At 36.7% G+C, this 25,757-nt stretch carries 23 protein-coding genes; 14 read left to right on the top strand and 9 right to left on the bottom strand.

All coding sequences use genetic code 11. From position 1 onward, the window contains the following. Nucleotides 1-29: 29 nt before the first annotated feature. From RHP76_RS00750 to RHP76_RS00740, 3 genes are all read right to left on the bottom strand, one after another. A complete protein-coding gene (locus RHP76_RS00750; protein ID WP_311229241.1) occupies nucleotides 30-437 on the bottom strand; it encodes an ACT domain-containing protein in 408 nt (135 codons plus the stop codon). A 477-nt stretch (nucleotides 438-914) separates the two neighbouring features. Then, nucleotides 915-1,568, bottom strand: coding sequence for a response regulator transcription factor (locus RHP76_RS00745; protein WP_062670524.1), 654 nt, complete (start codon nucleotides 1,566-1,568; stop codon nucleotides 915-917). Continuing rightward, on the bottom strand, nucleotides 1,546-3,279 hold the full coding sequence (locus RHP76_RS00740; protein WP_120230751.1) for a sensor histidine kinase: 1,734 nt from the start codon (nucleotides 3,277-3,279) through the stop codon (nucleotides 1,546-1,548). The genes RHP76_RS00745 and RHP76_RS00740 overlap by 23 nt, the downstream gene beginning before the upstream one ends. A gap of 685 nt (nucleotides 3,280-3,964) precedes the next feature. Here RHP76_RS00740 and RHP76_RS00735 point away from each other — a divergent pair. The 4 genes from RHP76_RS00735 (at nucleotide 3,965) to RHP76_RS00720 (ending at nucleotide 9,898) form a co-directional block, all read left to right on the top strand. Continuing rightward, the gene (locus RHP76_RS00735) at nucleotides 3,965-5,152 is read left to right on the top strand and encodes an FAD-dependent oxidoreductase (protein WP_062670528.1); all 1,188 of its coding nucleotides are present in this window, start codon (nucleotides 3,965-3,967) and stop codon (nucleotides 5,150-5,152) included. 13 nt (nucleotides 5,153-5,165) lie between these two features. Further along, nucleotides 5,166-6,905 carry a flavin monoamine oxidase family protein gene (locus RHP76_RS00730; RefSeq protein ID WP_311229240.1) on the top strand — a complete coding sequence of 580 codons (1,740 nt, stop codon included), beginning with the start codon at nucleotides 5,166-5,168 and terminating at the stop codon, nucleotides 6,903-6,905. Between the two features lie 339 nt (nucleotides 6,906-7,244). Next, nucleotides 7,245-8,384: a vWA domain-containing protein gene (locus RHP76_RS00725; RefSeq protein WP_120230749.1), complete on the top strand. Its 1,140-nt coding sequence runs from the start codon at nucleotides 7,245-7,247 to the stop codon at nucleotides 8,382-8,384. A 59-nt stretch (nucleotides 8,385-8,443) separates the two neighbouring features. Then, nucleotides 8,444-9,898: a sigma 54-interacting transcriptional regulator gene (locus RHP76_RS00720; RefSeq protein WP_311229239.1), complete on the top strand. Its 1,455-nt coding sequence runs from the start codon at nucleotides 8,444-8,446 to the stop codon at nucleotides 9,896-9,898. 71 nt (nucleotides 9,899-9,969) lie between these two features. Here RHP76_RS00720 and RHP76_RS00715 read toward each other — a convergent pair whose 3' ends face one another. Further along, on the bottom strand, nucleotides 9,970-10,377 hold the full coding sequence (locus tag RHP76_RS00715) for a YybH family protein (RefSeq protein ID WP_062670536.1): 408 nt from the start codon (nucleotides 10,375-10,377) through the stop codon (nucleotides 9,970-9,972). Further along, a complete protein-coding gene (locus tag RHP76_RS00710; RefSeq protein WP_062670538.1) occupies nucleotides 10,377-10,625 on the bottom strand; it encodes a hypothetical protein in 249 nt (82 codons plus the stop codon). Before RHP76_RS00710 ends, RHP76_RS00715 begins: the two co-directional genes overlap by 1 nt. 162 nt (nucleotides 10,626-10,787) lie before the next feature. On the opposite strand from RHP76_RS00710, the gene RHP76_RS00705 reads away from it, so the two are divergent. From RHP76_RS00705 to arsB, 7 genes are all read left to right on the top strand, one after another. After that, the gene (locus RHP76_RS00705; protein WP_311229238.1) at nucleotides 10,788-11,612 is read left to right on the top strand and encodes an AraC family transcriptional regulator; all 825 of its coding nucleotides are present in this window, start codon (nucleotides 10,788-10,790) and stop codon (nucleotides 11,610-11,612) included. A 69-nt stretch (nucleotides 11,613-11,681) separates the two neighbouring features. Then, nucleotides 11,682-12,803 (top strand): agmatine deiminase family protein, encoded by a 1,122-nt coding sequence (locus RHP76_RS00700; RefSeq protein WP_216444905.1) that lies wholly within the window; start codon nucleotides 11,682-11,684, stop codon nucleotides 12,801-12,803. Nucleotides 12,804-12,928: 125 nt separating this feature from the next. Further along, complete coding sequence (locus tag RHP76_RS00695) at nucleotides 12,929-13,870, top strand: 3',5'-cyclic-nucleotide phosphodiesterase (RefSeq protein WP_120230746.1); 942 nt, start codon at nucleotides 12,929-12,931, stop codon at nucleotides 13,868-13,870. 184 nt (nucleotides 13,871-14,054) lie between these two features. Continuing rightward, the gene (locus tag RHP76_RS00690; protein WP_062670547.1) at nucleotides 14,055-14,384 is read left to right on the top strand and encodes an ArsR/SmtB family transcription factor; all 330 of its coding nucleotides are present in this window, start codon (nucleotides 14,055-14,057) and stop codon (nucleotides 14,382-14,384) included. A gap of 76 nt (nucleotides 14,385-14,460) precedes the next feature. After that, the gene (locus RHP76_RS00685) at nucleotides 14,461-14,934 is read left to right on the top strand and encodes a DUF6428 family protein (RefSeq protein WP_120230745.1); all 474 of its coding nucleotides are present in this window, start codon (nucleotides 14,461-14,463) and stop codon (nucleotides 14,932-14,934) included. A gap of 19 nt (nucleotides 14,935-14,953) precedes the next feature. Further along, entirely contained in the window at nucleotides 14,954-15,565 is a 612-nt protein-coding gene (locus RHP76_RS00680) for an arsenate-mycothiol transferase ArsC (RefSeq protein WP_288442481.1), read from the top strand. Between the two features lie 2 nt (nucleotides 15,566-15,567). After that, nucleotides 15,568-16,599 carry an ACR3 family arsenite efflux transporter gene (gene arsB, locus RHP76_RS00675; protein WP_311229237.1) on the top strand — a complete coding sequence of 344 codons (1,032 nt, stop codon included), beginning with the start codon at nucleotides 15,568-15,570 and terminating at the stop codon, nucleotides 16,597-16,599. A gap of 53 nt (nucleotides 16,600-16,652) precedes the next feature. Here the strand turns inward: arsB and RHP76_RS00670 are convergent, their stop codons facing one another. Together RHP76_RS00670 and RHP76_RS00665 are read right to left on the bottom strand one after the other, a co-directional pair. Continuing rightward, nucleotides 16,653-17,945 (bottom strand): hypothetical protein, encoded by a 1,293-nt coding sequence (locus RHP76_RS00670; RefSeq protein ID WP_311229236.1) that lies wholly within the window; start codon nucleotides 17,943-17,945, stop codon nucleotides 16,653-16,655. A 621-nt stretch (nucleotides 17,946-18,566) separates the two neighbouring features. Beyond that, on the bottom strand, nucleotides 18,567-20,162 hold the full coding sequence (locus tag RHP76_RS00665; RefSeq protein WP_311229235.1) for a tail fiber domain-containing protein: 1,596 nt from the start codon (nucleotides 20,160-20,162) through the stop codon (nucleotides 18,567-18,569). Between the two features lie 375 nt (nucleotides 20,163-20,537). Here RHP76_RS00665 and RHP76_RS00660 point away from each other — a divergent pair, with 375 nt between their 5' ends. Next, complete coding sequence (locus RHP76_RS00660) at nucleotides 20,538-21,326, top strand: PhzF family protein (RefSeq protein ID WP_120230741.1); 789 nt, start codon at nucleotides 20,538-20,540, stop codon at nucleotides 21,324-21,326. A 135-nt stretch (nucleotides 21,327-21,461) separates the two neighbouring features. Here RHP76_RS00660 and RHP76_RS00655 read toward each other — a convergent pair whose 3' ends face one another. Both RHP76_RS00655 and RHP76_RS00650 read right to left on the bottom strand, forming a co-directional pair. Beyond that, nucleotides 21,462-21,911 carry an Hsp20/alpha crystallin family protein gene (locus RHP76_RS00655; protein WP_311229234.1) on the bottom strand — a complete coding sequence of 150 codons (450 nt, stop codon included), beginning with the start codon at nucleotides 21,909-21,911 and terminating at the stop codon, nucleotides 21,462-21,464. A 195-nt stretch (nucleotides 21,912-22,106) separates the two neighbouring features. Further along, on the bottom strand, nucleotides 22,107-23,255 hold the full coding sequence (locus RHP76_RS00650; protein ID WP_311229233.1) for a cation:proton antiporter domain-containing protein: 1,149 nt from the start codon (nucleotides 23,253-23,255) through the stop codon (nucleotides 22,107-22,109). Nucleotides 23,256-24,006: 751 nt separating this feature from the next. Between RHP76_RS00650 and RHP76_RS00645 the strand changes: the two genes are divergently transcribed. Then, nucleotides 24,007-24,657 (top strand): lysoplasmalogenase, encoded by a 651-nt coding sequence (locus RHP76_RS00645; protein WP_311229232.1) that lies wholly within the window; start codon nucleotides 24,007-24,009, stop codon nucleotides 24,655-24,657. Nucleotides 24,658-24,668: 11 nt separating this feature from the next. Then, nucleotides 24,669-25,649, top strand: a complete 981-nt coding sequence (locus tag RHP76_RS00640) for a sterol desaturase family protein (protein WP_311229231.1) — start codon at nucleotides 24,669-24,671, stop codon at nucleotides 25,647-25,649. The last annotated feature ends 108 nt before the right edge of the window (nucleotides 25,650-25,757 follow it).

Raw genomic sequence — 25,757 nt, 5'->3', positions numbered from 1 at the left:
AAATAAAAAGTAAAAACTCAAAACAATGTTTAAAGCTTCTGAGCTGATCTCAATGCATCAAGGGCATCCATTGATTTTTCAGCGTCTTTTACTGCTACAAAAATATGATCATGAAAATAAGCTGCCACTACGTTACAACTAATATTCTCCTTTCTCAAAGCATTGGCAAAAGCTGCAGTAAGTCCTACCGCTTCCAGAGAAGAGTGAATATTCAAGGTAATCCAGGAAGAAATATAACTGTAGTCTAAAGACCATTCATCTGCAATATTTTTTTCTAAAACAATAGTGACCGCTTCAGTTTCCCGAAAGAAAAACAGAATTCTATCGATATCCTGTATTCCACCTAAAGTTTCAACAGTACAAAATACATATTCTCCTCTATTCAATACGGGTTCCATATTCTGAATCAGTACCGCTAAGTCTTTTTCTCCTGACATCTTTTTTTGATGCAAAACTAAAGCATCGATGGCAGCATTTGTTTATCATTTGATAAAAAACGCAAAAAGGAGGCTGTATGCCTCCTTTTTGTGTTTGTAATGTAACCTATCACTGAACCTCACTATATGTGTTTGTGTTTTTTTTGATCATTTGGCTTTTTTAAGAAGTCCGGTTAAGGTTATTCATACACTTCTAATTTCATCAGTGTTTATTAATTTTTCATCATTTGTGTTTCTATAACTACAGTTTTATTATTTGTATAGTTATAATCATTTGTTGTTTTTGTGTTTGAAACTTCAGAAGTTAAAAAGCATTTCTCAGTTGCTTTTTCATTACTTAAATTTCATAGTACAAAGGAACAACATTCTCAAATAAAATTCCCTATAAACCCCATCGATACATATCGATCGACTTATAGATATTTATCGATGAAATATAATATCCTGACTCATTGAAGTGGTGATTATCCTGAAATACTATAGTTTATGATGGGTTTTGACAAGCTCTACCAGCTCAACTATATTTTCGATCTTTAGTTTTTCAAAAATATTCTTTTTGATTGTGCTTACTGTATTTTGTTTGATATTCAGACTGTTTGAAATTTCCAGGTTTCCATACCCTTCAGCATAAAGTTCTGCAATCTCCATTTCTCTTTTGGTTAAAATGTTGAGGGGACTTATCAGATCCGGGTTGTAAACAAACTGTACCAATAGATTTCGTAAAAGAGCAGAGAAATATTCACCCTTCTCGATAAAGGCCGTGATCGCTTCCCTTACCTCTTCCTCTTCACTCAGTTTACTCAGATAACCATCAGCACCGGCTTTGATGAATTTAAGACCATGCAACTCTTCTTCAAGTCCTGTAAAAATCAAAATTTTAATATCAGGATTTACACTTTTCATCTGAGGTAAAATATGAAGACTGTTTCCGTCCGGGAAATGGGCATCAATGATAGCCATCTCTATTCCTTTTGATTCTATGAGCTCCAAGACCTGATGTAGGGATGAAGTCTGATACACTTTAGCGTTAGGAACAATATCACTGATCACAATTTCCATTCCCTGACGTACAATACTGTGGTCGTCTGCCAGAAGGAATATAATCTCTTTATTTTGAATTGGTGTTTCCATTATTATTACTATTTAAATTGATCCTGAATGTCACTTTAGTTCCTTTATGCAATTTGCTTTCCACAGATATATCGCCATCGAAAAGTTCTACAATTTCTTTTACCAGATTAAGCCCAAGTCCCGCTCCCAGATTATCCACTTCATCAGAAACCATTCCCTGATAATAAGGATCAAAAATTTTACCGAGATCAGCTTCTGATATTCCTACTCCGGTATCTGCTACTGTTGTGATCAGGGTAATTTTATTGTCTCCAAGGGATTCTGTAGCCAATACAAGATCAATCTGTCCGTTTTCTGTAAACTTGTTGGCATTTCCCAGAATATTCATAAAAATCTGATTGATTCTGATATTATCCGAATACACTACTAGATTTTCAGGGATTCTGTCTGTGACCGCAAACCTGTTGTTTCTCGTTTCCAGATAAGGAGTAATGACCTTTACAATAGAACTGATCTCATCTTTAAGGTTAAAAACAGATTTTATAAGTTCTTTTTCTGCATTTTCATTTTTAGTGTATTCCAGAATCTGGTTAGATTGCAGAAGCAAAGTGCTGTTGGTAAACTTGATGGATTTAAGATAATCCTTTATCGTCTCATCTTCAGTAGATCTGTGAATTTTATCTATGAAAATATTGATGATTTTCAAAGGAGATCTCAAGTCATGACTTAACATTCCCAAAATCCTGTTTTTGAAATTAAGGTTCTTTTTAATTTCCTTATTGGCTGCATCCAGTTTTTGTTCATAAACAAAAGCCATTCTTGTAAAATACATGATCAGAATAGAAACAATAAACATCAGAATCATCAGTCCCAATACGAGATAAGTCCTTATCTTGTTATTATTCGAACTCTGCTCGTTGTATTCTCTTTCCAGTTCAGATTTAAAATCTTTGATAGCATTTTCGTATACTTCTATTAAGTTATTACTGTACACCAACAGTTTACTGAAATTGCTGTAAAACTGTAAGTTATTTTTCTGACTAATGGCTGCAAGGAGCTGAACCTTTTTTACTTCAGCTGCATAATGCTTGTCTATAGATTTTATCGTATTGTCCATTTTGGATTTTACCTGAGAAAGATCTATAGTTTTATTATTGGTCATCGTAATCACCGTACTCTCCTTCTGAACATCTACTTTCCCTGTTACCGCATCTTTTAAACGCCCGAAAAAGCCTTTCTTTTTAACCGTATCCGCATACGTACGGGTTTGAATCTTGAAATCTTCAAAATCATTTTTATACTTGGCAGGCTCATACTGCTTATCCTCAATTTTTGCCGGTGGATTCAGAGAAGTCTGGTACACTGAATCTATCAATGTCTTCAATTTTGCAGTCTTTAAGGTATCCTTGCTACGAAGCGCCAGATTTTTTTTCAGTCTCGGACTTGTATTTTCATATTCACCAATTTTATCAAAATTAGTCTTAAGCTTTCTCAATGACTGGAAATAGAGCTGCAGATCATTATTATCCTGAGTCGCCATATATTTTTGAAGATGATCCTGTGCATCCATGAAATCTTTCCTGGAATTATCAGTCAATCCTCCCAATGCACGGCTTTCCTCAAGCTGATCTTTAATAAACTTCAGCTTCTTCCCATTGACAAATTCATTGTAGAAAAATGTGGCAATAATGACCTGTATCAGTAAAATACAAAGGATCAAAGAGTAATGAACAAGTTTTCTCAATTTAAAATTTAAGAATTTATTTTTCATATTTGTTTATCAGTTAAATTAATTTCCTGATGACATAAGTCCATTAGATATTAGCCTTTAACAATATAGCATTATTTTCAATAATTTCATAATATGCATACATCATTCAATTGGCAAAGTTAAAGTAATTTTTGTCTTCTTATAATAATGAATATTTGATTAAACTCACAGAATTTATTTTTTTTTACTATTAAAATGCTTTGTAAACATTCAGTTTTATGTATGTAAATCTATTTTTTTAGATCAATTGCAAAAAGTTGAGGCTCAGTAAAATATTATTTTTCTGTTCATTTTATTACAAATAGTAAACAATAAGTCAAAAAAATGAGCATATAACTCATAGACCACTTATTCCATATCCACCTTGTAATTATTGAAACAGCCTTCTGGATATGGATTTCCTGGCATTCCGTATTTCTACTCAATACCACATTTGGTAATTAACACTCTAAGAAGATATATGCTCTTCTTTGTTACTTTGAAAGGCTTATTAACCGTGACACTATTCAATGGAAAACCAGAATATTCACATGTACCGGAAGATTGGTCTCAACACTTAAACTATCGTAGTAAATAAGATTCAGAGAGTATTAAAAATTAGTAATGAGGGTTCATTCCTTCATATGGATGTCTTTACTTTTCTGTATTTCTTCTTACGATTATAAAACATAAAACAAAATAACCTATGATTACAGAAAACTACGACGTAATCGTCATTGGCGGAGGAGCAATAGGACTGGCTACAGCTTATCATCTCGGTCAGCGTCAGGCTAAGACTTTAGTACTGGAACAATATACTTTTGTGAATCAATTAGGCAGCTCTGCAGGAGTATCACGCCAGTTCCGGATTCCTTATCCGGATGAATATATGGTACAAATGGCTTTAGAGGCACAGCCTTATTGGGATGAATTGCAGAAAAAGACAGACGCCCAATTGCTGGATAAAGTTGGAACACTTTGGTTTGGAGACCCTGAAGTACACTCCACTGAAGGAAATATTGCGGAGGCAGAAAAAGCATTACAGGCTTTAGGAGTTCCTTATACGACTTTAACATCAAAGGAAATTGAAGAGCAGTATCATTTCAAAAATTTACCGGATAATTATACAGGCCTGTTCCAACCTGATGGTGCCAGCATCAATTTTAAAGCAACTATTGAAACACTTTTAGCTCTTTGTCAGAAGGAAGAAACCGTAGAACTCAGAGAAGATTCTCCGGTGCTTGAAATTAAACAAAACGGTGATCTTTTTGAGCTTACTACACCCAACGGAATTTATATCGCTAAAAAACTGGCCATCATTCCCGGACCTTATATCAACAGTGTGATCAATCTGCTTGATTTTAAAATAGAAGCCACTTACTGGAATATGTCTTCTGCTTATTTTAAAAAGACCGACCCTACGATACAATATCCAACATGGTTTGTATTTCAGAATGCAAGCGGAGAAAACGGCAATCAATTCTACGGCTTTCCTTCCGTGGAATGGGATCATCCCGAATACATTCGTGTAGCACCGGATTTTGTAATCAAACCTTTGGAAGAACCGAGTGACAGAACACTAATTCCCAACCCTCAGGAACTGGCTTATACTTCAGAATGGATTAAGAATCATATGAGCGGACTCAGCATCGTTCCGGAATATACTTCAACATGCCTTATCGCTTTGAGTACAATTCCTAATAAAGAACTACTGATTGATTTTGCTCCGTCTTATGTTCCCAACCATAAAAACATTGTGGTGTACGCTACCGGATGGGCAGCCAAATTCACTCCTTTCTTAGGAAAAATCATGTCGGATCTTGCCTTGGATGGACATACAGATTTCGATATTACCCCCTTCCGATTAGGATATAAATATTTCTTAGCCCTTTAAAAATTATAAAACCATGAATCAAGAAAACGTCAACAAAAATACACCGCTGTATCCAGGAATGCAGCGCGATCTGAAAGTAGAAGTAGCCATTATCGGTGCCGGAACTTCCGGATTATATACAGCCTTTCGCTTGGTAGCAGACCAAAAATACAAAGGTCATGAAGTCCAGATCTTCGATATGAGTGACAAATTAGGAGGAAGACTGGAATCTGTCATGATGCCGGGAATGAATTTCTGGGGTGAACTCGGAGGAATGCGTTATCTGACTTCTCAGGAAATTGTAACAACTCTGATTGAAGGTTACCCATTGAAAGAAACAGATCTGAGCAAAAGAACCCCTGTTCTGAAAGATAAAATGACTCCTATTCCTTTCCATATGGGAGACCCTGACAAACTGTTGATGTACATCAGAAAAGAGCGTTTCAAACAGAATGCATGGACAGAAGAACAGAAACAAGGCAATAAACTGATTACACGCTACTATCTGAATGAAAATGATGAAGGTTTCAGCTCTGATCAGTTATTCAACAAAATTATATATAATGTTTTAATGGCAGACCCATGGGTAGCTGCAACCTATAAAGATCTGATTACTGCTGATCCTAATGGTTATGATTACACTTTCAAACTGACCAGCCGAGACTGGGATGCTATAAAACCAAGAATGGTTTACAATTTCCCGGGTTCTCCTTATGACAAACGCCTGGTAAACGATATCGGTTTCTGGAACTTAATCAAAGACCAGGTTTCTCAGGAAGGATATGAGTTCTTAGCAAATGCCGGAGGATATTATTCCAATACCATCAACTGGAATTCTGCAGAAGCGTTTCCGTATATTGTAGGAGATTTCTCTGCTGATACTACCTACAAAACCATTGAGGAAGGCTATGACAGTATTGCCTATGAAGTAGCCAACACTTATATGGAATATGAAGGAGCACGCATCTGGTCTGAAAACAAGCTGATTACTTTCACCAAAGATCATCATTTGACCGCTACCCATAAATACGAATTAACTTTCCTGAATATACAAAGCAACGAAACATGGAAAGTGTATGCCAATTCAATCGTATTGGGTATGCCAAGAAAATCACTTGAACTTCTGGATCAGAATAACTTCTTTTTTGATGCCAACAGACACCAGAAACTGAACGAAAATATCCGTTCCATCATCATGGAGCCCGCATTTAAAATCCTTATGGGTTTTGAAGGTCCGTGGTGGAGAGATCTGGGGATTGATTCCGGGCATTCTATTACAGACTTACCTATGAGACAATGTTATTATTTCGGTACCGATACTGAAACTAAAAACTCAATGTTATTGGGAAGCTATGGTGATATGGAAACAGAAACATTCTGGAAAGCACTTTCTGATGACAAAGTGCTGTTTAAAGTAAGAGCTGCAAGATCTGCTTCATTGGAAGAATTGCATAAGTTTGACGATGTTCAGGCTACAGAATTCATGGTGAATGAATTGATAAATCAGCTGAAAGAATTACACGGAGTAGATATTCCTCAACCGTATGTAACCTATTTCAGAGACTGGACAGATGATCCTTACGGTGCTGGATATCATGCATGGAAAGCAGGTTTCTCCGTAAAAGATGTGATGCCTTATATGAGAAAACCGTTGATGGATGAACAGATTCATATTATCGGGGAAGCGTATTCTGATCAGCAAGGCTGGGTGGAAGGTGCTTTCTGTGAAGCAGAAAAAATGCTTCAGACTCATTTTAAATTAGACTGGCCCTAATGGTTAGATCCTGAATATTATTTAGGATGGTAACCATGTATTAATAGTAAGATGATGTGTAATAAGCTCCGGAATAATCCGGAGCTTTATTATTTCCATTTTGACAGTAACTCACTACCGCAGTTAATTTTAGATTCTTTTTAAGCTCTATCAAACAACAAGCTGTTATATTCTTATTCCATATCACCATCATTAGTATTTTCTATTTTTCTACGGAAATCTTGCGATGATATTTTCATAACTTTTCAGTTTGAAACGAAATAAAGAATACTTCAGACAATTCATTACATTTTCTGAAATATTCAAAAGCAAATAACTGCAAAACCTCTTTATCATCTTATGACAGATAAAAATTTTAATCCAGGAAAAGGATTTATATTCAGTAAACATGTGCCGGAGGAATTATCACATTTTGACCGCATCTTTGATGTTTTCAAAGATTTGCTTACCCACACCTCCGGAGATATTGAAGAAGCTTTCGAGTGGCTGGACATGCTTGATCAGGAATATGATATTTTCAGTGATGAATACACCCTTCAGGATTTTGAAGAAGATCTGAAAAAACGAGGCTACATTAGGGAAGAAGATCCTGAAGAAAGCAACACAGGAAGTGGAAAAGGTAAAAATATATTAACTCCGAAACTTGAAGCCGCTCTTCGTGAATATGCATTGGATCAGATTTTTGGAAAACTGAAGAAAAACGGAGCCGGAAATCACAGGACCAACAAAACAGGAATCGGGGATGAAAGAGATGGCGAAAACCGTTCCTTCCAATACGGAGATGATCTTGCCGCCGTGAATATGACGGAAAGTTTAAAAAATGCACAGATCAACAACGGAATCTCAGACCTTCGCCTGACAGAAGAAGACCTCATCGTAGAGGAAACAAAACACAAGGCACAAATGAGTACCGTCCTGATGATCGACATCAGCCACTCTATGATTTTATATGGTGAGGACCGAATTACACCAGCCAAAAAAGTAGCTATGGCACTCGTGGAATTGATCAAGCGTAAATATCCGAAAGATTCCATTGATATTATTGTTTTTGGTAACGAAGCCTGGCCCATTAAGATCAAAGACCTTCCCTATCTGAAGGTAGGCCCTTATCATACCAATACCGTAGCCGGACTTGAGCTGGCCATGGATATTCTGCGCAGAAAAAGAAATACCAACAAACAGATTTTTATGATCACCGATGGGAAACCTAGTTGTATTCAGCTTCCTAGTGGTGAATTTTATATGAACAGCTTTGGTCTGGATGAAAAAATTGTAAACCAATGTTTCAACAGAGCAGCGCAGGCAAGAAAACTGAAAATTCCTATCACCACCTTCATGATTGCTCAGGATCCTTATCTGCGTCAGTTTGTGGAGGAATTCACAGCTCAAAACAAAGGAAAAGCATTCCTCACAGGGCTATCAGGCTTAGGACAGATGATTTTTGAAGATTACGAGAAAAACAGAATAAGAAGAATATAAAGATCAGATTTAAATGATTTAAAATAAAAACCTGATCTGATAAATAGTATTACAAGACAATGAAAAACGATATTACATTCAAAGAATTAAAAAAATCCGGCTATACTCATAAAACAATTAATGAGGAAATCCAAGCCAATTTAATTGCAAGAATTAAAGCTAAAGAACCCGTATTTAAAGGACTTTGGGGGTATGAAGACACGGTAGTTCCGCAATTGAAAAAAGCAATACTCGCCGGCCACCACATCAATTTATTGGGACTACGCGGCCAGGCAAAAACAAGAATTGCAAGAAGCATGGTTGATCTGCTTGATGAATATATGCCTATCGTAAAGGGATCAGAAATTAATGACAGTCCTTTTCATCCCATTTCAAAGTTTGCCAAAGATCTGCTTGCTGAATTAGGAGATGAAACTCCAATTTCGTGGGTACACCGTTCTCATCGTTTCTACGAAAAACTGGCTACTCCCGATGTGAATGTTGCAGATTTAATTGGTGATATAGACCCTATTAAAGCAGCTACCTTGAAACTACCCTATTCCGATGAACGTGTTTTACATTACGGAATGATTCCACGTGCCAACCGCTCTATTTTTGTTTTAAATGAATTGCCGGATCTGCAGGCCAGAATCCAGGTTTCCCTGTTTAATATTTTACAGGAAGGAGATATTCAGATCCGTGGATTCCAGCTGAGAATGCCGCTTGATATTCAGTTTGTTTTCACAGCCAATCCGGAAGACTATACCAACAGAGGAAGTATTGTAACCCCGCTGAAAGACAGGATCGGGTCTCAGATTTTCACCCATTATCCAAAAACTATCGCTCTTGCAAGACAAATTACAGAACAGGAAGCATTGATTTCTGCTGAAGATAAAGCACAGATCCAGATTCCTGATCTGGCGAAAGATCTCCTGGAAGAAGTTGCTTTTGCAGCCCGTATCAGCGAATATGTGGATGCGAAAAGTGGTGTCAGTGCCCGTCTTACCATCAGTGCTATGGAAAATTTAATGGCAGCAGCCAAATTACGTTTAATTGAATCCGGAGCAGAGAGAACTACTGTACGTCTGCTTGACTTCATGTCGATCATTCCATCAATCACAGGGAAAATCGAACTGGTGTATGAAGGTGAACAGGAAGGTGCTGATTACGTAGCCAAAATCTTAATTGATAAAGCCGTAATGACCCAATTTGAAAGCCTGTTCCCACGTATTTCAAAACTGGAAAAAGAAGGGATCAAAACACCGTACACTGACCTGATCAGGTGGTTCAACAAAAATCATTTAGAACTTAATTACAATGATACGGATGAAGAATTCTATGCTAAACTTGATAAGATAGAACCTCTGACAACTGTAGTGGAAGAAAATGCTTCCGAATTGAGCAAAGAAGATCAGAACTTCTGCAAAGAACTGGTGCTTTGGGCATTAACGATCAGCAATAAAATTGACAAATCTGAAAATCAGAATGCATTCACTTTCGATTCTCCCGGGATTGGCCAATTCTTACGTAACTAAAAATCAGTAAAATACTATAAAAGTAAAACCTTCAGTTCAGCTGAAGGTTTTTTATTTGTTTCTGAAAGACTTTATACCAGATTGTCATTTTTAAGCACAGCAGAACCGAAAGGATTGTCAACCAACCATAGCCACTCTCCTTCTTCATTTCTTTTCATGATACAGGAAGTATTGCCTGTCATATGAATAGAATGCCCATCAGGAGCAGTTCCCGTTATTTCCCACTGATCCTGCCACATCGCCAGATCATTTACAACAGTGATATGCGGAGTTTCACCCTGAATATCCAGTTTTAAGCGACAAATCTCATTCATTGCCCTTTCTATCTGCTCAGGTCCTCTCCATTCTCTTCCATCGCGGTCTATGTAGACTGCTTCAGGATGAAAACAGCTTAATGCTCCTTTTACATCTCCATTTCTGATGCAATACCGAAAATAGGCTACAGCACCAATTTCTGTTTTTCTGTTAAACTCCTGCATTACTTCACATTTCTGGAGTCCATTTCCCTTTTCAAGCCTTTCTTTCCTTTATTCCAGCTGTTGGCCACAAAAAAAGCAAGAAGTATCGGTAAGAAAGTAGTGAAACTGATCCCTTTGGTTATGGTACTATAAATAGAAATTCCAGCCAATACTCCCAGGATGATAGCATTCACAACATTTCTGGCTTCGATAGTTCTTTTTTTCTCTATCAGCTCCTGATCGGTTAATTCTGACAAATCTTTTTCCATATTGAATGTATTTTTTGGTTTTTTGTTTTAAAGCGGTAAAATTCATTTTTTTTAAAAGCTATTTTTGCCGAAAGCTAAAATACGATATTGTCAAGATATTTTTTTTATTTCTTTTATTTGTAATTTATTTCATACCACCAGTTTCGGACAATTTCAATGCTTATGGAAGACAACCTGAATTGTATTTACAGAGTTATCAATTTCATGGAAAAGAATTATGATCAGCCTGTTTCTGTAAAGGAACTGGAAGACATTTCTCATTATTCTTACCGGAATATCCAGCGCATTTTCAAGTACAGCTGTGGGGAAACAATAGGTGCGTTCCAACAGAGGCTGAAAGTAGAAAATGCCTATAAACGGATTCTTTATACTCAGGAAAATCTCACCTCCATTGCCATTGAAGTGGGTTTTGCCAATATCGCTTCCTTTTCAAAAGCCTTTAAACAACATTTTGGGATTTCTCCTAAAGCTGCAAAACAAAGTAAGGAACAACTTCTTTGTGGAGATGCCATCATCCCTGTTATCTCAGAAGTCTTACTGGAACCCGAAATTGTATATCTGAAGCCTGTGCAGGTATTTTATCAGAGCATGAACACCTATTATAACAATGAAGAGATTGAAGTGCTGTGGGAAAAGTTCATGGAAAATGATTTCCCTGACTCCGGGATAGAATATTTTGGAGTTATAGCCGATGAACCATTAATAAAAACAGAAATCAACTGCCGCTATGATGCATGCTCATCCGTTCAGTCCGGAAATAAAAAGCTACCTTCAAAAGTGATATTCGGAGGTAAATATGCCCGCTTTACCCATCATGGAAGCTACGAAACAATAGACGACACGTATACGAAGATCTATTCACGCTGGATTTTCAATTCAGGTCTTGAGTTTTCACACACTCCTATCATTGAAAAGTATGAAAATCATGCTGAAAACGAAGATGATCAGGAAAAACAACTGACCTATATTTTATTACCTTTGAAGTAAGTTGTCAATTTGGGACAACTTTAAGAAAAACAATCGATCTAATTTTGCCCTGTTAAAAATAGATCAGTTATGCAAAAAAAGAAAATCATGTTCCCATTATTACCTCTTCTTCTATTATCCTGCTCATCAGCGGACTTAACAGAATTACCGGGTACGGTAAATCCGGAAACCATTGTTTACAAAATGCCTGAAGAATCAGCTCCCCATGAAGGAACCTGGCTTCAGTGGCCACATCAGTATCAATATGGAACTACCTACAGAAACCGTCTGGACGCCACCTGGGTAGCCATGACCAAAGAACTTGTACAAAGTGAAAAAGTTCACATTATTGCTTATGACGGTGCAGAAAAGAATCGTATTATAGGCCTGCTCAACAATGCTGGAGTTTCTCTCACCAATATCAACTTCAAAATTTATCCAACGGATGATTTCTGGGTAAGGGATAACGGTCCTATTTATGTAAAAGATCAGAACGGACAGTTATTCATTCAGGACTGGGGATTTAACGGCTGGGGAAACAAAGCCGATTACAGCAAATGTAACGTAATACCTTCAAAAATAGCAGCCGATACCAATATACCAAAAATCAATCTTAATTCAGTCATGATCAATGAAGGAGGAAGTGTGGAAATTGACGGAAACGGAGTGTTGATGGCTTGTAAAAGTTCTATTCTGAATAATAACAGAAATCCGGGAATGACGCAACAACAGGCAGAAGCCATATTTACTAAAAACCTCGGAGTAACCAAATTTATCTGGCTGAATGGAAAAGCCGGTCTGGATATCACAGACATGCACATCGATGGGTTTGCCCGATTTGCTAATTCATCTACCATTATCACAATGAATCCGGACGATCTTAACTACTGGCAGGTTCCCAATGGAGATATTGATAAACTGTATGATGCAACCACAAAAACCGGAGCTGCCTATCAGTTTGTAAAAGTACCTTTAACAAGAAATGATGTGATCACTACTTACGGGAAAAATGTGGGCCGCGCTTCATACATCAATTATTATATTGCCAATAACCGTGTATTGGTTCCTAATTATAATGACCCGAATGATGCGGTTGCCAACAACATCATCCAACAGCTCTATCCTGGTAAACAGGTAGTTGGAATCGATTGCCGTAATTTATTCGCCAATGGAGGAATGGTGCATTGTGTCACCCAGCAACAACCTCAATAAAATAATCGTAAGAGTAAAGCCTGCTCATTTCAGCAGGCTTTACTGATAGACGGCTTCAGTCGTCAAAAAATAGCGTAAATTTGCTCTGTCCATCCCGAAAAAGATGGTTTTCTATTATACGTATTATGAAAAAAACAGCACTTTCGTTATTGGTTCTTCTGAATATTGTTTGCCAGGCACAAAATTTTGATGTAATTCCCTTAGGAATATATGGTGGTGAGCAGGAAGACAATTTATCAGCCTATCTGGTAGGCGCTCCAAAAGACAATGCATTTCTCTGCCTGGATGCCGGTACCGTAAATGCCGGAATACGAAAAGCGATTGAACTGAAAAGTCTTGAAGGATCAGCAGAAACGGTTTTAAAAGATCAGATCAAAGGGTATTTTGTATCCCACGGTCATCTCGATCATTTGTCAGGGCTTATCATCAATTCTCCGGCTGATTCCAAGAAAGATATTTTCGCCATAGCTCCTGTGATTCAGATTTTACAGAATCATTACTTTATTACAGATACCTGGATCAATTTTGCAGATCAGGGACAAAAACCAATCCTTGGAAAATACCATTATAATGAACTCAAGGAAGGAACTGAGATTCCAGCGCCTAAAACACCTTTTTTTATAACAGGCTATGAACTGAGCCACGTAAATCCATATAAAAGCAGTGCCGCATTGGTAAGAAGAGAAAATCATTATCTGCTTTATCTTGGAGATACCGGTGCAGACCGTATAGAAAAATCTGACCGTCTGGATCAACTTTGGAATAGGACAGCTCCACTTGTTAAAAAAAGACAGCTCAACACGATATTAATTGAAGTTTCTTTCCCCAACAGTCAGCCAGAACATCTGCTGTTCGGGCACCTTACTCCGAATCTGCTGATTGAGGAATTGAGCAAACTCAAAGAAAAGACAGGACAAAGCAGCCTTGAAGGCCTTAATATAGTAGTTACGCATAGAAAACCGACAGGTGATAATCCAGAACTTATCAAAAAAGAGCTACTGAAAAACAATCCTCTAAAGGTAAATTATATCTTCCCGGAACAAGGTAAAAAGATTAGTTTACCGTAACAACAAATCAAAAGATGAAGCGGAAACAAGCTTCATCTTTTTTGATTTACAACTGTATCATTCATAACAAAACAATTTTAATATACTGAAATTCAATAATTTAATTTTATTTATCTGAAATTAATAAGTTTTTTCATGGTTATATTAATTTATCATCGTAATATTGCAATATAAAATTACAACAATGGGAGTTACTAAAACAGAAATTTATACTGACGAGCAAAATAAGCTGGCTTCTCTGCTTAAAGTTTTGGGACATCCGGCAAGAATCGCTATTTTACAGTATATCATTAATCAAAAAGCATGTATCTGTAATGATCTTGTTGAAGAACTTGGATTGGCTCAGGCTACCATTTCCCAACATTTAAAAGAGCTGAAGAATATTGGAATTATCAAAGGTTCCATTGAAGGAAAATCTGTATGCTACTGCATTAATGAAAGCAACTGGAAACAGTTTCAAAATGAATTCAACCTGTTTTTTAATCAGGATGTTAGTATAAAACAATGCTGTTAAGGCATTTTTTTGAACAAAAACATCGTAATATTGCAATATAACACTAGAAAATTATAACACTAAATTTTAATCTACTATGAGACTATCAGAAATTAAAGAAATTCTTTCTACCCTGGAAAATGTAGAATTTCAATTGGAAAACGGACATTTTGTTCCTGAACATTTCCATGTAACGGAAGTCGGACAGATTATTAAAAACTTCATCGATTGCGGCGGCGTAATCAGAAATGAAAAAGTGGTCAACTTCCAGCTCTGGGATGCCGATGATTATGAGCATCGTTTAAAACCTGGAAAACTGCTTCATATCATTCAGCTTTCTGAAGAAAGACTCGGGATAGAAGATAGCGAAATTGAAGTTGAATATCAGGGAGAAACCATTGGAAAATATGACCTTGAATTTAACGGGAAAAACTTCATCCTGAAAAACAAAACAACAGCCTGTCTTGCTCAGGAAGCCTGCGGAATTCCTTCCGAAAAACAAAAGAAAAACCTGTCTGAACTATCTGTAAACCCAACATCAGCCTGTACTCCGGGATCAGGATGCTGCTAATTAATTTTATTAAAATCTTATGTATAAGGAATTATTAAACACGATTCAATCTCTGAAATGGGAAAATACAGATAGCGATAGAAAAGAGGTTCTTGAACCATTGATCAGCTTTATCCAGCAAAAAGTGGATGATAAACAGGAAATCAACTTGAATTTTATCTGCACTCACAATTCAAGACGAAGCCATCTGGCACAGATATGGGCACAGGCAGCGGCTTCTTTCTTTACAATTCCGGAAGTCAGTTGCTATTCCGGAGGAACAGAAACAACGGCATTGTTTCCTAAGATCGCAGAAGTTTTAGCAGAACAAGGTTTTTCAGTTTTCAGCATTGCCGATACTACCAATCCTGTATATGCTGTAAAATATGATGATAACAGCCTTCCGATCATTGGCTTTTCTAAAAAATATGATAGCCCGTTCAATCCTGTATCCGGTTTTGCAGCGATTATGACCTGCTCGCAGGCAGACGGCGGATGTCCTTTTATTCCCGGTGCGGAAAAGAGAATTCCGATCACGTTTGAAGATCCTAAGGTTTCAGATCACACCCCGGAACAAACAGCTGTATACGCTGAAAGAAGCTTACAAATTGCAGCAGAAATGTTTTATGTTTTTTCTAAAATAAAAAGATAATCATGCAGCCCAGATTAAAATTTCTTGACCGTTATCTTACCTTATGGATCTTTATGGCTATGGGGATAGGGATTGCTTTGGGACATTTTTTCCCTGCTATTCCTGGTTTCATCAATTCTCAGTCTGTAGGAACTACCAATATTCCTCTGGCCATCGGACTCATTTTGATGATGTATCCGCCATTGGCCAAGGTTGACTATACTCTTCTGCCATTGGTTTTTAAAGATAAAAAAGTAATCAGCATTTCTTTATTGCTAAACTGGATTATTGGCCCGGTTTTGATGTTTGGTCTTGCGATCCTTTTTTTAAGGCATGAACCGGATTATATGTCAGGCTTAATACTCATTGGGCTGGCCAGATGTATCGCTATGGTTATTGTCTGGAATGATCTTGCCAAAGGCAACAGAGAATATGCAGCATTATTGGTGGCTTTAAACAGCATCTTTCAGGTGTTCACTTACAGTTTTCTGGTTTGGCTGTTTATCAATGTACTTCCTACTCAACTTGGTCTGGCAAGTTTTAATGTGAATGTTTCTATGAAAGACATTACAGAAAGTGTGCTCATCTACCTGGGAATTCCTTTTCTGGCAGGTTTTCTCACCCGATACTTTCTGATTCAATCAAAAGGTGCAGACTGGTACAACAGGAAATTTGTTCCTAAAGTATCTCCTGTAACATTGTATGCTTTATTATTTACCATCGTACTGATGTTTAGCTTAAAAGGGTCTAAAATACTGGAGTTACCAATGGATGTCATTAAGGTAGCAATCCCATTGGTGATCTATTTTGTCCTGATGTTTTTTGTAAGTTTTATCATCAATAAAACATTAAAAATCCCTTATGATAAAAATGCATCTATAGCCTTTACCGCCACCGGAAATAATTTTGAACTGGCTATTGCTGTGGCCATCTCGGTCTTTGGCATTCATTCGCCGCAGGCATTTGTAGGGGTGATTGGTCCATTGGTAGAGGTTCCTGTGTTAATACTCTTGGTAAAAGCCAGTTTATTCTTGAAAAAGAAATGGTATCATTAATTTCATTACAAAATAAGAAGCATCACCTAAATAGTGATGTTTTTTTATGGATATCAGTTCTTAATCAATTTATAATTTCCATTGTTTTCATCTTTAGCTATGGTATAGCCGTCTGTCAGTTCGAGAATCCACCCATCTCCTGATACTTTTTTATTTTCAGTTTTCACTGGATTTGATATTGAAATTTTATCCCAGTTGGGGCTCATCAATGCTCCGGTTTCAACCGTAAGAATACCCCACAAATCAGTAATCCGGATATTGGGATATACTGTCCCTAGATCTTCTACAGGCATAATATTTCTCGGATCAAAGGAAACATTCATTTTTTCAAATTTGATTTCAAAGTGAGGCTGCTGAATAAATTTCAGTTTGTATTCGGCAATACGCTTTTTTGTTTGTTCTTCTCTATCGGTTTCCTGCTTTATAATTGATGTACCATTATAATTGTCAGAAAGCTTTTCAACTGCTTTTTGCAGGTCAGTCTGAATCCGTATATCGAATGCTTTAATGAAATAACCGGTCAGGTCTGTTTTTGAATCAATTTTTTTGTTCCAGTCCGGATCTTTATGATACAGCAGATACCCATAAACAGGTGTGGTGTAATAAGCAAATGAACGTACAAATGTGGGATTTTTCATAAAACCTTCTATGCCATTTAAAAAATATGATCTTGTCTGATCTTTATTTCTGCCACTCACAATGAGCCCTGTAAACTCAGCAATTCCCTCATTCAGTTCCAGCAGGTTTTCTGTAGTTTCTGAACCTTTGTAAAGTGTATTCCTGTATTTCCTAAAGATCAATGCATTGGTGAGATGCCGCTTTATTTCTTTTTCTGAATTTGAGCGGACTGCCTGCTTTAGCGCTTCCAATTCGAGACGAAGGTAAATTCTGCCCTCTTTCTGATCCAGATGGTTATTTTCTGCATTGTTAAGACTAAACCCCAATGAAGGCTGAATGCGGTGAAAAGACTCATGAGCCAAAAGATTAATCCTGTTTTCTTTATTTTGAGAAAGCGGGAGCATGATCATTGCCCATCTTTTTCCGCCCCAATTGATAGCGGTATTTGCAATGTTGACTGTGGCAGGTAAAACTCCAGAATAGAGAGTACCATTACGTTTCAGTATTCCCTCCGAATCCGGCTCGCTGGCAAAAAACTCTCTGGTTTTCGGATCGATTAAAATCATAGGACCATATAAATCTTTGTTCCAAAGTCCGATATTCTTTTTCGAAGCTGTCTTCAGCTCATCGTAATAAACAGAAATTGTATCAGGGGGGATAGATTGTTTTTGTGCTTTTGCACCTAATACAAACAAGAGAAAGAATGCTGTAAGAACAGTCTGCTTCATGATTAAATTCTTTGTGGTTAATGTTTTTCTGTGAAAATACATCGCTGCACCTTAGAGTTATATATCCTTAGTGCAAATTATATACTTTAAGAAGCTAATATAATGAATTACAGTAATGAAGAACAATGACAACCATCAAAAATAATCTCCCATGAGCGAACCTTTCGGGACAGTGAATGAGCAATTATCCGATCCCTATGCCAATCACATGGCAGAAAGTGGACTTATTATACTGGCCTTTTGATCTATCCTATACCGGGAAAATTAGTGAGAATACGAAAGAGTTAATAATCAGTACTGACGCTGTACACAGATCTTTACTGCAAAACAGACATTGTTCCTTTCGATAAGCTGGATGTTTTTTTAAGAAACCTGAAATAAGATTATTTGTAAAACTAGATTCATTAATACAAAAGCCTGCTATCTGCAGGCTTTTGCGACGTATGGGAAAATAAAAAATTTGGGAATTTCAAACCCTAAATCGCGGAATATTTTAATAAAAGCCGAGGGAATGCTTTATTAAAATAGTTTTCCAAAAGGATAAGGTATTTTCTTTTTACTGTGTGTGTTCTTAGAATCGGAAATGCAATAACTTTAAGTCCAAAATATTGTACCTGTTTATTACAATCCCAGTTTCTTTTTGATGGCTTCCATTTCTGTTTCCATCTTTTTGATCTTAGTTTTCTGCTCTTCTATTTCAGCCTGCTGATCCTGAATAGCTTTTGTAAGGGCAGGAACAAGTGAAGCATAGTCAACAGCCCAGGCCTCTCTGGTATCATCTTTTGGTTTAAAGACGGCTTCAGGAATTAGTTTATAAAGATCCTGTGCCAGAAATCCTATTTTATGCTGAGTCTTCTGTGCCGGATTCACAGCCGGTTTACCTTCTTTAATCTGATTATTGGCAGACAGCTCGTATTGTTTCGGCTGCAATGCCATAATGGTACTAAGACCATATCCTATTTCTTTAACCTGAGTTTTTAAACGCATATCCGAAGTATTGACAAAACCACCTGCAGCACTCACCAACCCGTTACCGTCAATCGTCACTTTTGTGCTTCCGTTATAACTATATTTGAACCCTTCCGCCCCAAGATAAATCTGGGTTACAGATCCATTCAGTGTGTTGTATCCGCTTAAATCAAGGTGTCCTTTGGTGGCCGCCACTTTATTTCCTCCAATACCGCTAACTTCGGGTCTGTTCATATTGATATCTCCATTACCATCAATATCAAGCATACTGTTAGCGCTGTTACCATAATAGTATCTAAGACCTGTAGTACCAACCGTTACCTGGGCAAATGCAGGATTATTGCTGTTTCCCTTTAAGGTAAGAAGACCATTGAAAGCATTCACAGAATTACCGGCAGCCCCAAAAGCTGTAATATCACCGTTTCCATTGAAGTTAAGCTTTCTGTCCCCATTAAAAAGATAATCGCCTCCATTGGCCTGGCTGAGTTTCAACTGGGCAACATTATTATTTCCCGCGATCGTCAGCGCTCCTCCTATATTGTTTATGACTCCTGCATTAGCTCCACCTTCTATTGTTTTCGTGGAAGAGTTCAGGAACATATCCATAGAACTTCCCACATCATTAGTGAGCCTTAGAAGAGCGGAAGCATTAGTCCCGGAATTCGTGTTGCTGATGGATGTAAGTCCTGCACCATCTACATTGCTCCTGAAATACAAGGCTTTATCTAAATAATCAATCGCTGTATTCTGTAAAAGTGTACCGCCAAGCCTCACATCCTGCCCTATGGCTGTAAGCCCGTTGCTTGCCGTTACATTTGCACTTCCTGAAATATCCCATGTAGAAGCAGCTCCCGTAAGACCTGTACTGATCAGCTGAAGGCTCTGGTTAGGACCTATTGCCACACTTGCATTACCATTAATTGTTTCTGAAGCTGAAGGAGTTATTGTAATGGTAAAAGCGGTATTATTTCTGATCGTATACATACGGCCTTTGAAATTACCTGCACCGGATATTGCTGTCGGTAAGGTAAAAACAGCATTGCCCGTTCCGTTATACGAGATATGAAAATCCGCAGAAGACAGTGTATACGCTGCGGCAGTAACAGTGCTGTATTTTGCAGCTAATGATCCGTTCACGTCCAGTGTTGAACCTGGTTGAGCTGTATTGATTCCGACACTTTGAGCAGACACAATACCGTAAGAGAGCAAAGCCACTGCTACTGATAATGTAGTAAAGTTTTTAAACATTATTATTTGATTATGAGTTATTAATGAAGTGAAGAAATCTTAGGAAAACAATTGCAGATTCAGAGTCTTTTCAAAAGATTGAAGACTTCAGCCATGGGTATTCCCGAAAGACTTGAATGAAGAAAATTATGATTATATTTTTTCACTGTTTCCCGTTTTTATTTAGTACAAAACTAAATTTTCCGAAAGCTTTTCCTGAAAAACACCTGTAAGAAAATTGCCACCCGGATGTGGAAAAATTATTACAAAACAGGACCATAAAAACTCATTATTTATTTGTATAAAAATAGAATCTGAAATAATTTTTTCAGGAATATCGGAGAACTTCCTGATGAAAATGGATTATCTTTATAGTTTACAAAATTTTTACAACCTATGAAGTTAGAATTATATCAGATAGATGCTTTTACAGAATCTGTTTTCCATGGAAATCCGGCATGTGTTGTTCCATTAAAAACCTGGTTACCCGATGAAATCCTTTTAAAAATAGCCCGTGAAAATGCAGTAGCAGAAACCGCTTTCTTTATTGACAATGGAGATCGTGTTCATCTGAGATGGTTTACCCCTGAAATAGAGATGGATTTATGTGGACATGCTACCCTAGCTACCGCTCATTGTCTTGTTTCCATCCTCAATTATCAGCATGATAGAATCATTTTTGAAACAAAAAGTGGTGACCTGACAGTAGATGTAAAAGATGGAGTTTATTATATGGATTTTCCTTCCAGAATGCCCGAAGCCTCTACTCTTCCGGAAATCATATCCAGATCACTTAATATACAGCCTAAGGAAGTTTTCAAAGCAAGAGATTATGTTCTGGTATACGATTCTGAAGAAGATGTAAAAAATATCAACATTGAAAGATCCGTTTTTGACCTTATCAACCTGGACCCGGGCGGTGTTATCGTGACATCAGCAGGCACTGACAGTGATTTTGTATCAAGATACTTTACCCCGCAGTCTTCTATTCTTGAAGATCCTGTTACAGGCTCTGCACACTGTTCACTGATTCCCTTCTGGTCATCAAGATTAGGGAAGGATAAGCTTTTTGCCCGCCAGATCTCTGAAAGAGGCGGCCAGCTCTATTGTGAAAATAAAAATGAAAGAGTAATTGTGGCAGGGAAAGCCCAAACGTATTCTGCAGGGCATTTTTGGATAGAATAGATTTTCTGGCAGTCACAGGATATGCTACAATTAAAGACCGTGAATCATTCGATTCAAAGATTTAAGTTAATCTGCCCTTTTAAAAATTATAAAAAAATTGGCTACTAAAAAGTAGCCAATTTTTTTATAATTTTTCTATGATATTTCAATCATTCTTGGAGGTTTCTGCTTCGCATCTTCTTTTTTCGGGATGGTTAACATTAAAAGGCCATTTTCATATTTTGCATTAATATTATCCTGATCCACCACATCTTTTGGAAGCTCAAAACTTCTCTGGAAGGATTGGTAACTGAACTCTCTTCGTGTGAAATTGTCATCTTTTGACTCTTTACGATCTTCCTTCGTTGATGAAATGGTAAGCAGGTTACCATCCAGCCTGATCTGAAAATCATTTTTATTCATACCTGGTGCTGCGACCTGAACTTCGTAAGCATCTCCATTCTCCTTTATATTTACCGATGGTACGGTTGTACTGGTAGATGAGTAATTGTTATTGCCCCAGTTAAAAAGTTCACGACCAAAAAAATCGTCAAAGACATTTGAAAAGCCCAGGTTGCTGTTTCCGTTTCTTCTTAGATTATTCATTGTAATCATTTTAATTAAGTTTAACAATCATTAAAAACACGTCAGCTGGCCAGCTGTACATCAAAAATTACAAAAAAAATACCATTTGATTAAGTGTGAAATTTTTTCCGGTTTTCTGTCATTTTTTCAGCACCACTGACACAAAATCATGGTACTGAGAACATTCGCCATCCGTATGTTTTTTTATTCTTTATTCTAAATACAATTTTTTTTACGAAACCTGAAAAATGTACCGCAACTTATCCATATTGTGGACAATAAAAGGGATAAGCAGGTAATACCCAGCCCGGCTTTATAGAGATCGTACTCTACCATACCGGTTTTGTAAGCAATCGAAATAGCCAGTATTCCAAATTCACCTGTTTGAGAAAGTAAAGCACCTCCATAAAAACTATCCTGCCATTTAAAATTCAGCATTCTGAAAAAGAGAGCCGACATAATACTGTTGCTTATCAGTACAATTAAAGTTCCTATCGTGATAAGCTTATAATTGGATAACAGATAATTGATGTCCAGCCGTAAACCAATGGATACAAAAAACAGTGCCACAAAGAAAACCTTAAATGGAAGAAGAGAATGTTCCAGCCATCGAAATGCCTGAATTTTTCCGACTAAGACCCCCGCAATAAAACTTCCCAGTGCCGCACTCATTCCGACCGTTTCTGCTATAAGACCAAAGCCGAGACAGATCAGTAAGCCGGAAAATACCTGAAGCTCATGGTCATTTTCAAGGAATGTACTTGACAATTTGATTTCCTTCAGATGTCTGATTTTCCGGAATATAAAAAAAATGCCGAGACATATGGCAATGGGAAGCATCATATTCCATATACTGAAATCTTTGCTATTCCAGAATTTCAACACCGTGAGCACCGGAGCCAGAAGAAGATCCTGTAGTAACAAAATATTGAGGATAATAATTCCAAAGGCAGTATGCAGGGTTCCATGCTTCTTCAGAAACTCAACTACAACTGCAGTACTATTGAACATAAACAGAATGGCGATGAGGAGCACACTTTCAAGATTCAGATGGAGTAACTCACCCACAAAATACGCAAATATAAAACTTAAGAGTATTTTCATCCCCTGAGCCAATAAGGGCTTAATGATAAGGCTCTTTTTATTGGGAATATTAATTTCCACTCCGATAAAAAACATCAGCAGTAATATTCCTATTTCGCCAATCGTTTCTATTTCTTCCGGTTTGTTAAATAGCTTTAGTACATAAGGACCTAATAACACCCCGGCAATAATATAAGCAATAAGATAAGGCTGATTAAATTTTTTCAACACAAACATCAGTCCTAAGATAGTCATACACAAAATACATACAGTCCAAAGCATATTGATAACGTTTTAGATTGAGATAATTTCGTTTTTTAATATGAGTTATGATCTGTTGTCTTATTATTGAATGTGACGTTGGATTTCTTCAGCTTTCCTATTGCAAGGCTATTGAACCCAATATCACCCTTCTGGAAAACCATTAATCCAACTCTACTGTTTTTAATTTGGAAAAAATAAAGACGGGCGCCATCTTTATTGTATATGGCTTCTTTAGAAAAAAAGCTACCATATTCTACATCGAACTCCAGTAAAAAATTTTCATTGATTATCATAACAAATTCATAATAATAAACTCTAACTTATTACATGTTCTGGTTATTAGTTATTTTCAAACCTGAATACAAAATCCAGACCAAGCTACCCGGAGATATAGCTGACTGGAAATCTAACAATAATTTTTAATTTCTGAATCCTTTCTTGAGATCATTGCTTTTGATAGTCGTCATACAATCCTAAAGTTCAAGGATAAAGAATTTTCCAAAAAATTCGAAAATTACTTTGGAAAAGATGTAATTAAACTGCATAAACTTAAATAATACTTCTAATAATAGTCGATTTCTAAAATATAAAATAAACTAAAGTGTGATGCATTGTATTTTTATATATCAAAGGTATTTTATCTTCATTTTATTTGTAATTTAACAATCTTAGCTAAGTATCACATATAGAATAACTTGGTACAAACCTGAGATATATCCATGTTGTAACAAGTAAAAAGATAATTAAAGAATTGCAATAAAATAATACCATGATAAAATCTTTCAATATCAAATTGTTATTAGTCCTTCTTTCCATTGTTTTTGCATTTGATTTAGTATTTATTGCTATGGATCATAGTTCCTGGCGGTTTTTTACCAAGCCACTGTTGTTACCTGTTATTATCTGGTTTTATTTTACTTATTCTAAGCAAAACGTATGTCGGATCAACCAATGGTTTTTATCTGGATTAATTTTAAGCTTTTTGGGTGATGTGTTTTTGCTATTTGGATGGGGATTTATGCCCGGTTTGGGAAGCTTTTTGTTGGCTCATATTTGTTACATAGCTTATTTTTTTAAGATTGAAAAGAAAAATGCATGGAGTTGGCTTCCCTTTGTTTTGCTTTATTTAGGCTCATTTATTTACTACATATTTCCTTATTTAAACGAAATGAAGATACCCGTGGTGATTTACGGAATTACCATTGCTACGATGCTGTATTTTAGTATCAGAACTTATTCTTTATTATTAATCCTGGGAGCTGTTTTGTTTGTAATATCAGATTCCGTATTGGCCATTAATATGTTTGTACAGCGCAGTATTGGGAAAGAACTTGTTGTGATGATTACTTATGTTTTAGCCCAATTGATGTTGGTGCTGGGAGTGGTTGGTCTTGAAAAAAAGAACAGAATTATCCGATAAAATCAAGACTTATGAAAAGAAAAGATAACCGGTTTTTTCATAATATTGCTCTATTCTGTCCATTGGATTTTACTGATCCTGTTACTTATTTTATTCCTGTGTTTATCTTGTTGATAGTAGGGGAAATATTTTTGTATCAGATTCCTCAAAAAGTATTCACCAAAAAACTCATCAAAGATAATGTATCGAGTATCGGATTGGGGATAGGGGCAGTAATGTTAGACTTTGGGATGAAAGCTATTTCAATATCCTACTTTTTTTGGATTTACAATCATTTTAGACTTACTGATATTTTCGGGATCAAAGATTTCAATAAATTCCTCACTTTACAATGGCATGCAGATCACTGGTGGCTTTGGTTATTGGTTATGATTGTTCAGGATTTTGGCTTTTACTGGCATCATCGGTTAAGTCATAAAATCAGATTATTCTGGACAGGTCATGTCAATCATCATTCGGCTACTCATTTGAGTCTTGCTATTGCATTGCGTCAGGGATGGTTTGAAATTATATATCGGGACATTTGGTATATCCCTTTTATCATTATTGGTTTTCATCCTATTATGATGGCTATGATGCATCAGTTTAACCTGATTTTTCAATTTTGGCCGCATACCAATGCTATTGGAAAATTAGGGTGGTTCGATAAGGTATTCAATTCTCCTTCCAATCATCGGGTACATCATTCCCGAAAAATTGAGGATTTAGATAATAACTATGGAGGCATTTTGATGATTTGGGATCATCTTTTCGGCACGTACAAAACGGAAGAAAAGAAAACGACGGATTACGGAATCTATCATAATATTCATACTTATAATGTTTTTCATATCGTCTTTGATGAGTTTGGAAATATGATAAAGGATGTCCGGAATGCACCTTCATGGAAAGCGAAGCTGGGGTATATATTCAATGCTCCGGGCTGGCATCATCATGATAAAGATGAACGGATTTCTACTTTGAAGCGGGAATTAGAAGAAAAAATGAATTGATGGTTGTCTTACATGAAAAGTGTAAATTACTGATAAAAACTCTTTATTAATTCAGAAACAGACATCAACCTTCTACGACTTGTTAGACAAAGTAATTCCCTCAACAAT

This window comes from Chryseobacterium sp. SG20098 (genome assembly GCF_031844745.1).
Taxonomy (GTDB): Bacteria; Bacteroidota; Bacteroidia; order Flavobacteriales; family Weeksellaceae; genus Chryseobacterium; species Chryseobacterium cucumeris.
The sequence above is the reverse complement of the archived record's forward strand: the minus strand, read 5'-3'. Positions and strand labels throughout refer to the sequence as shown.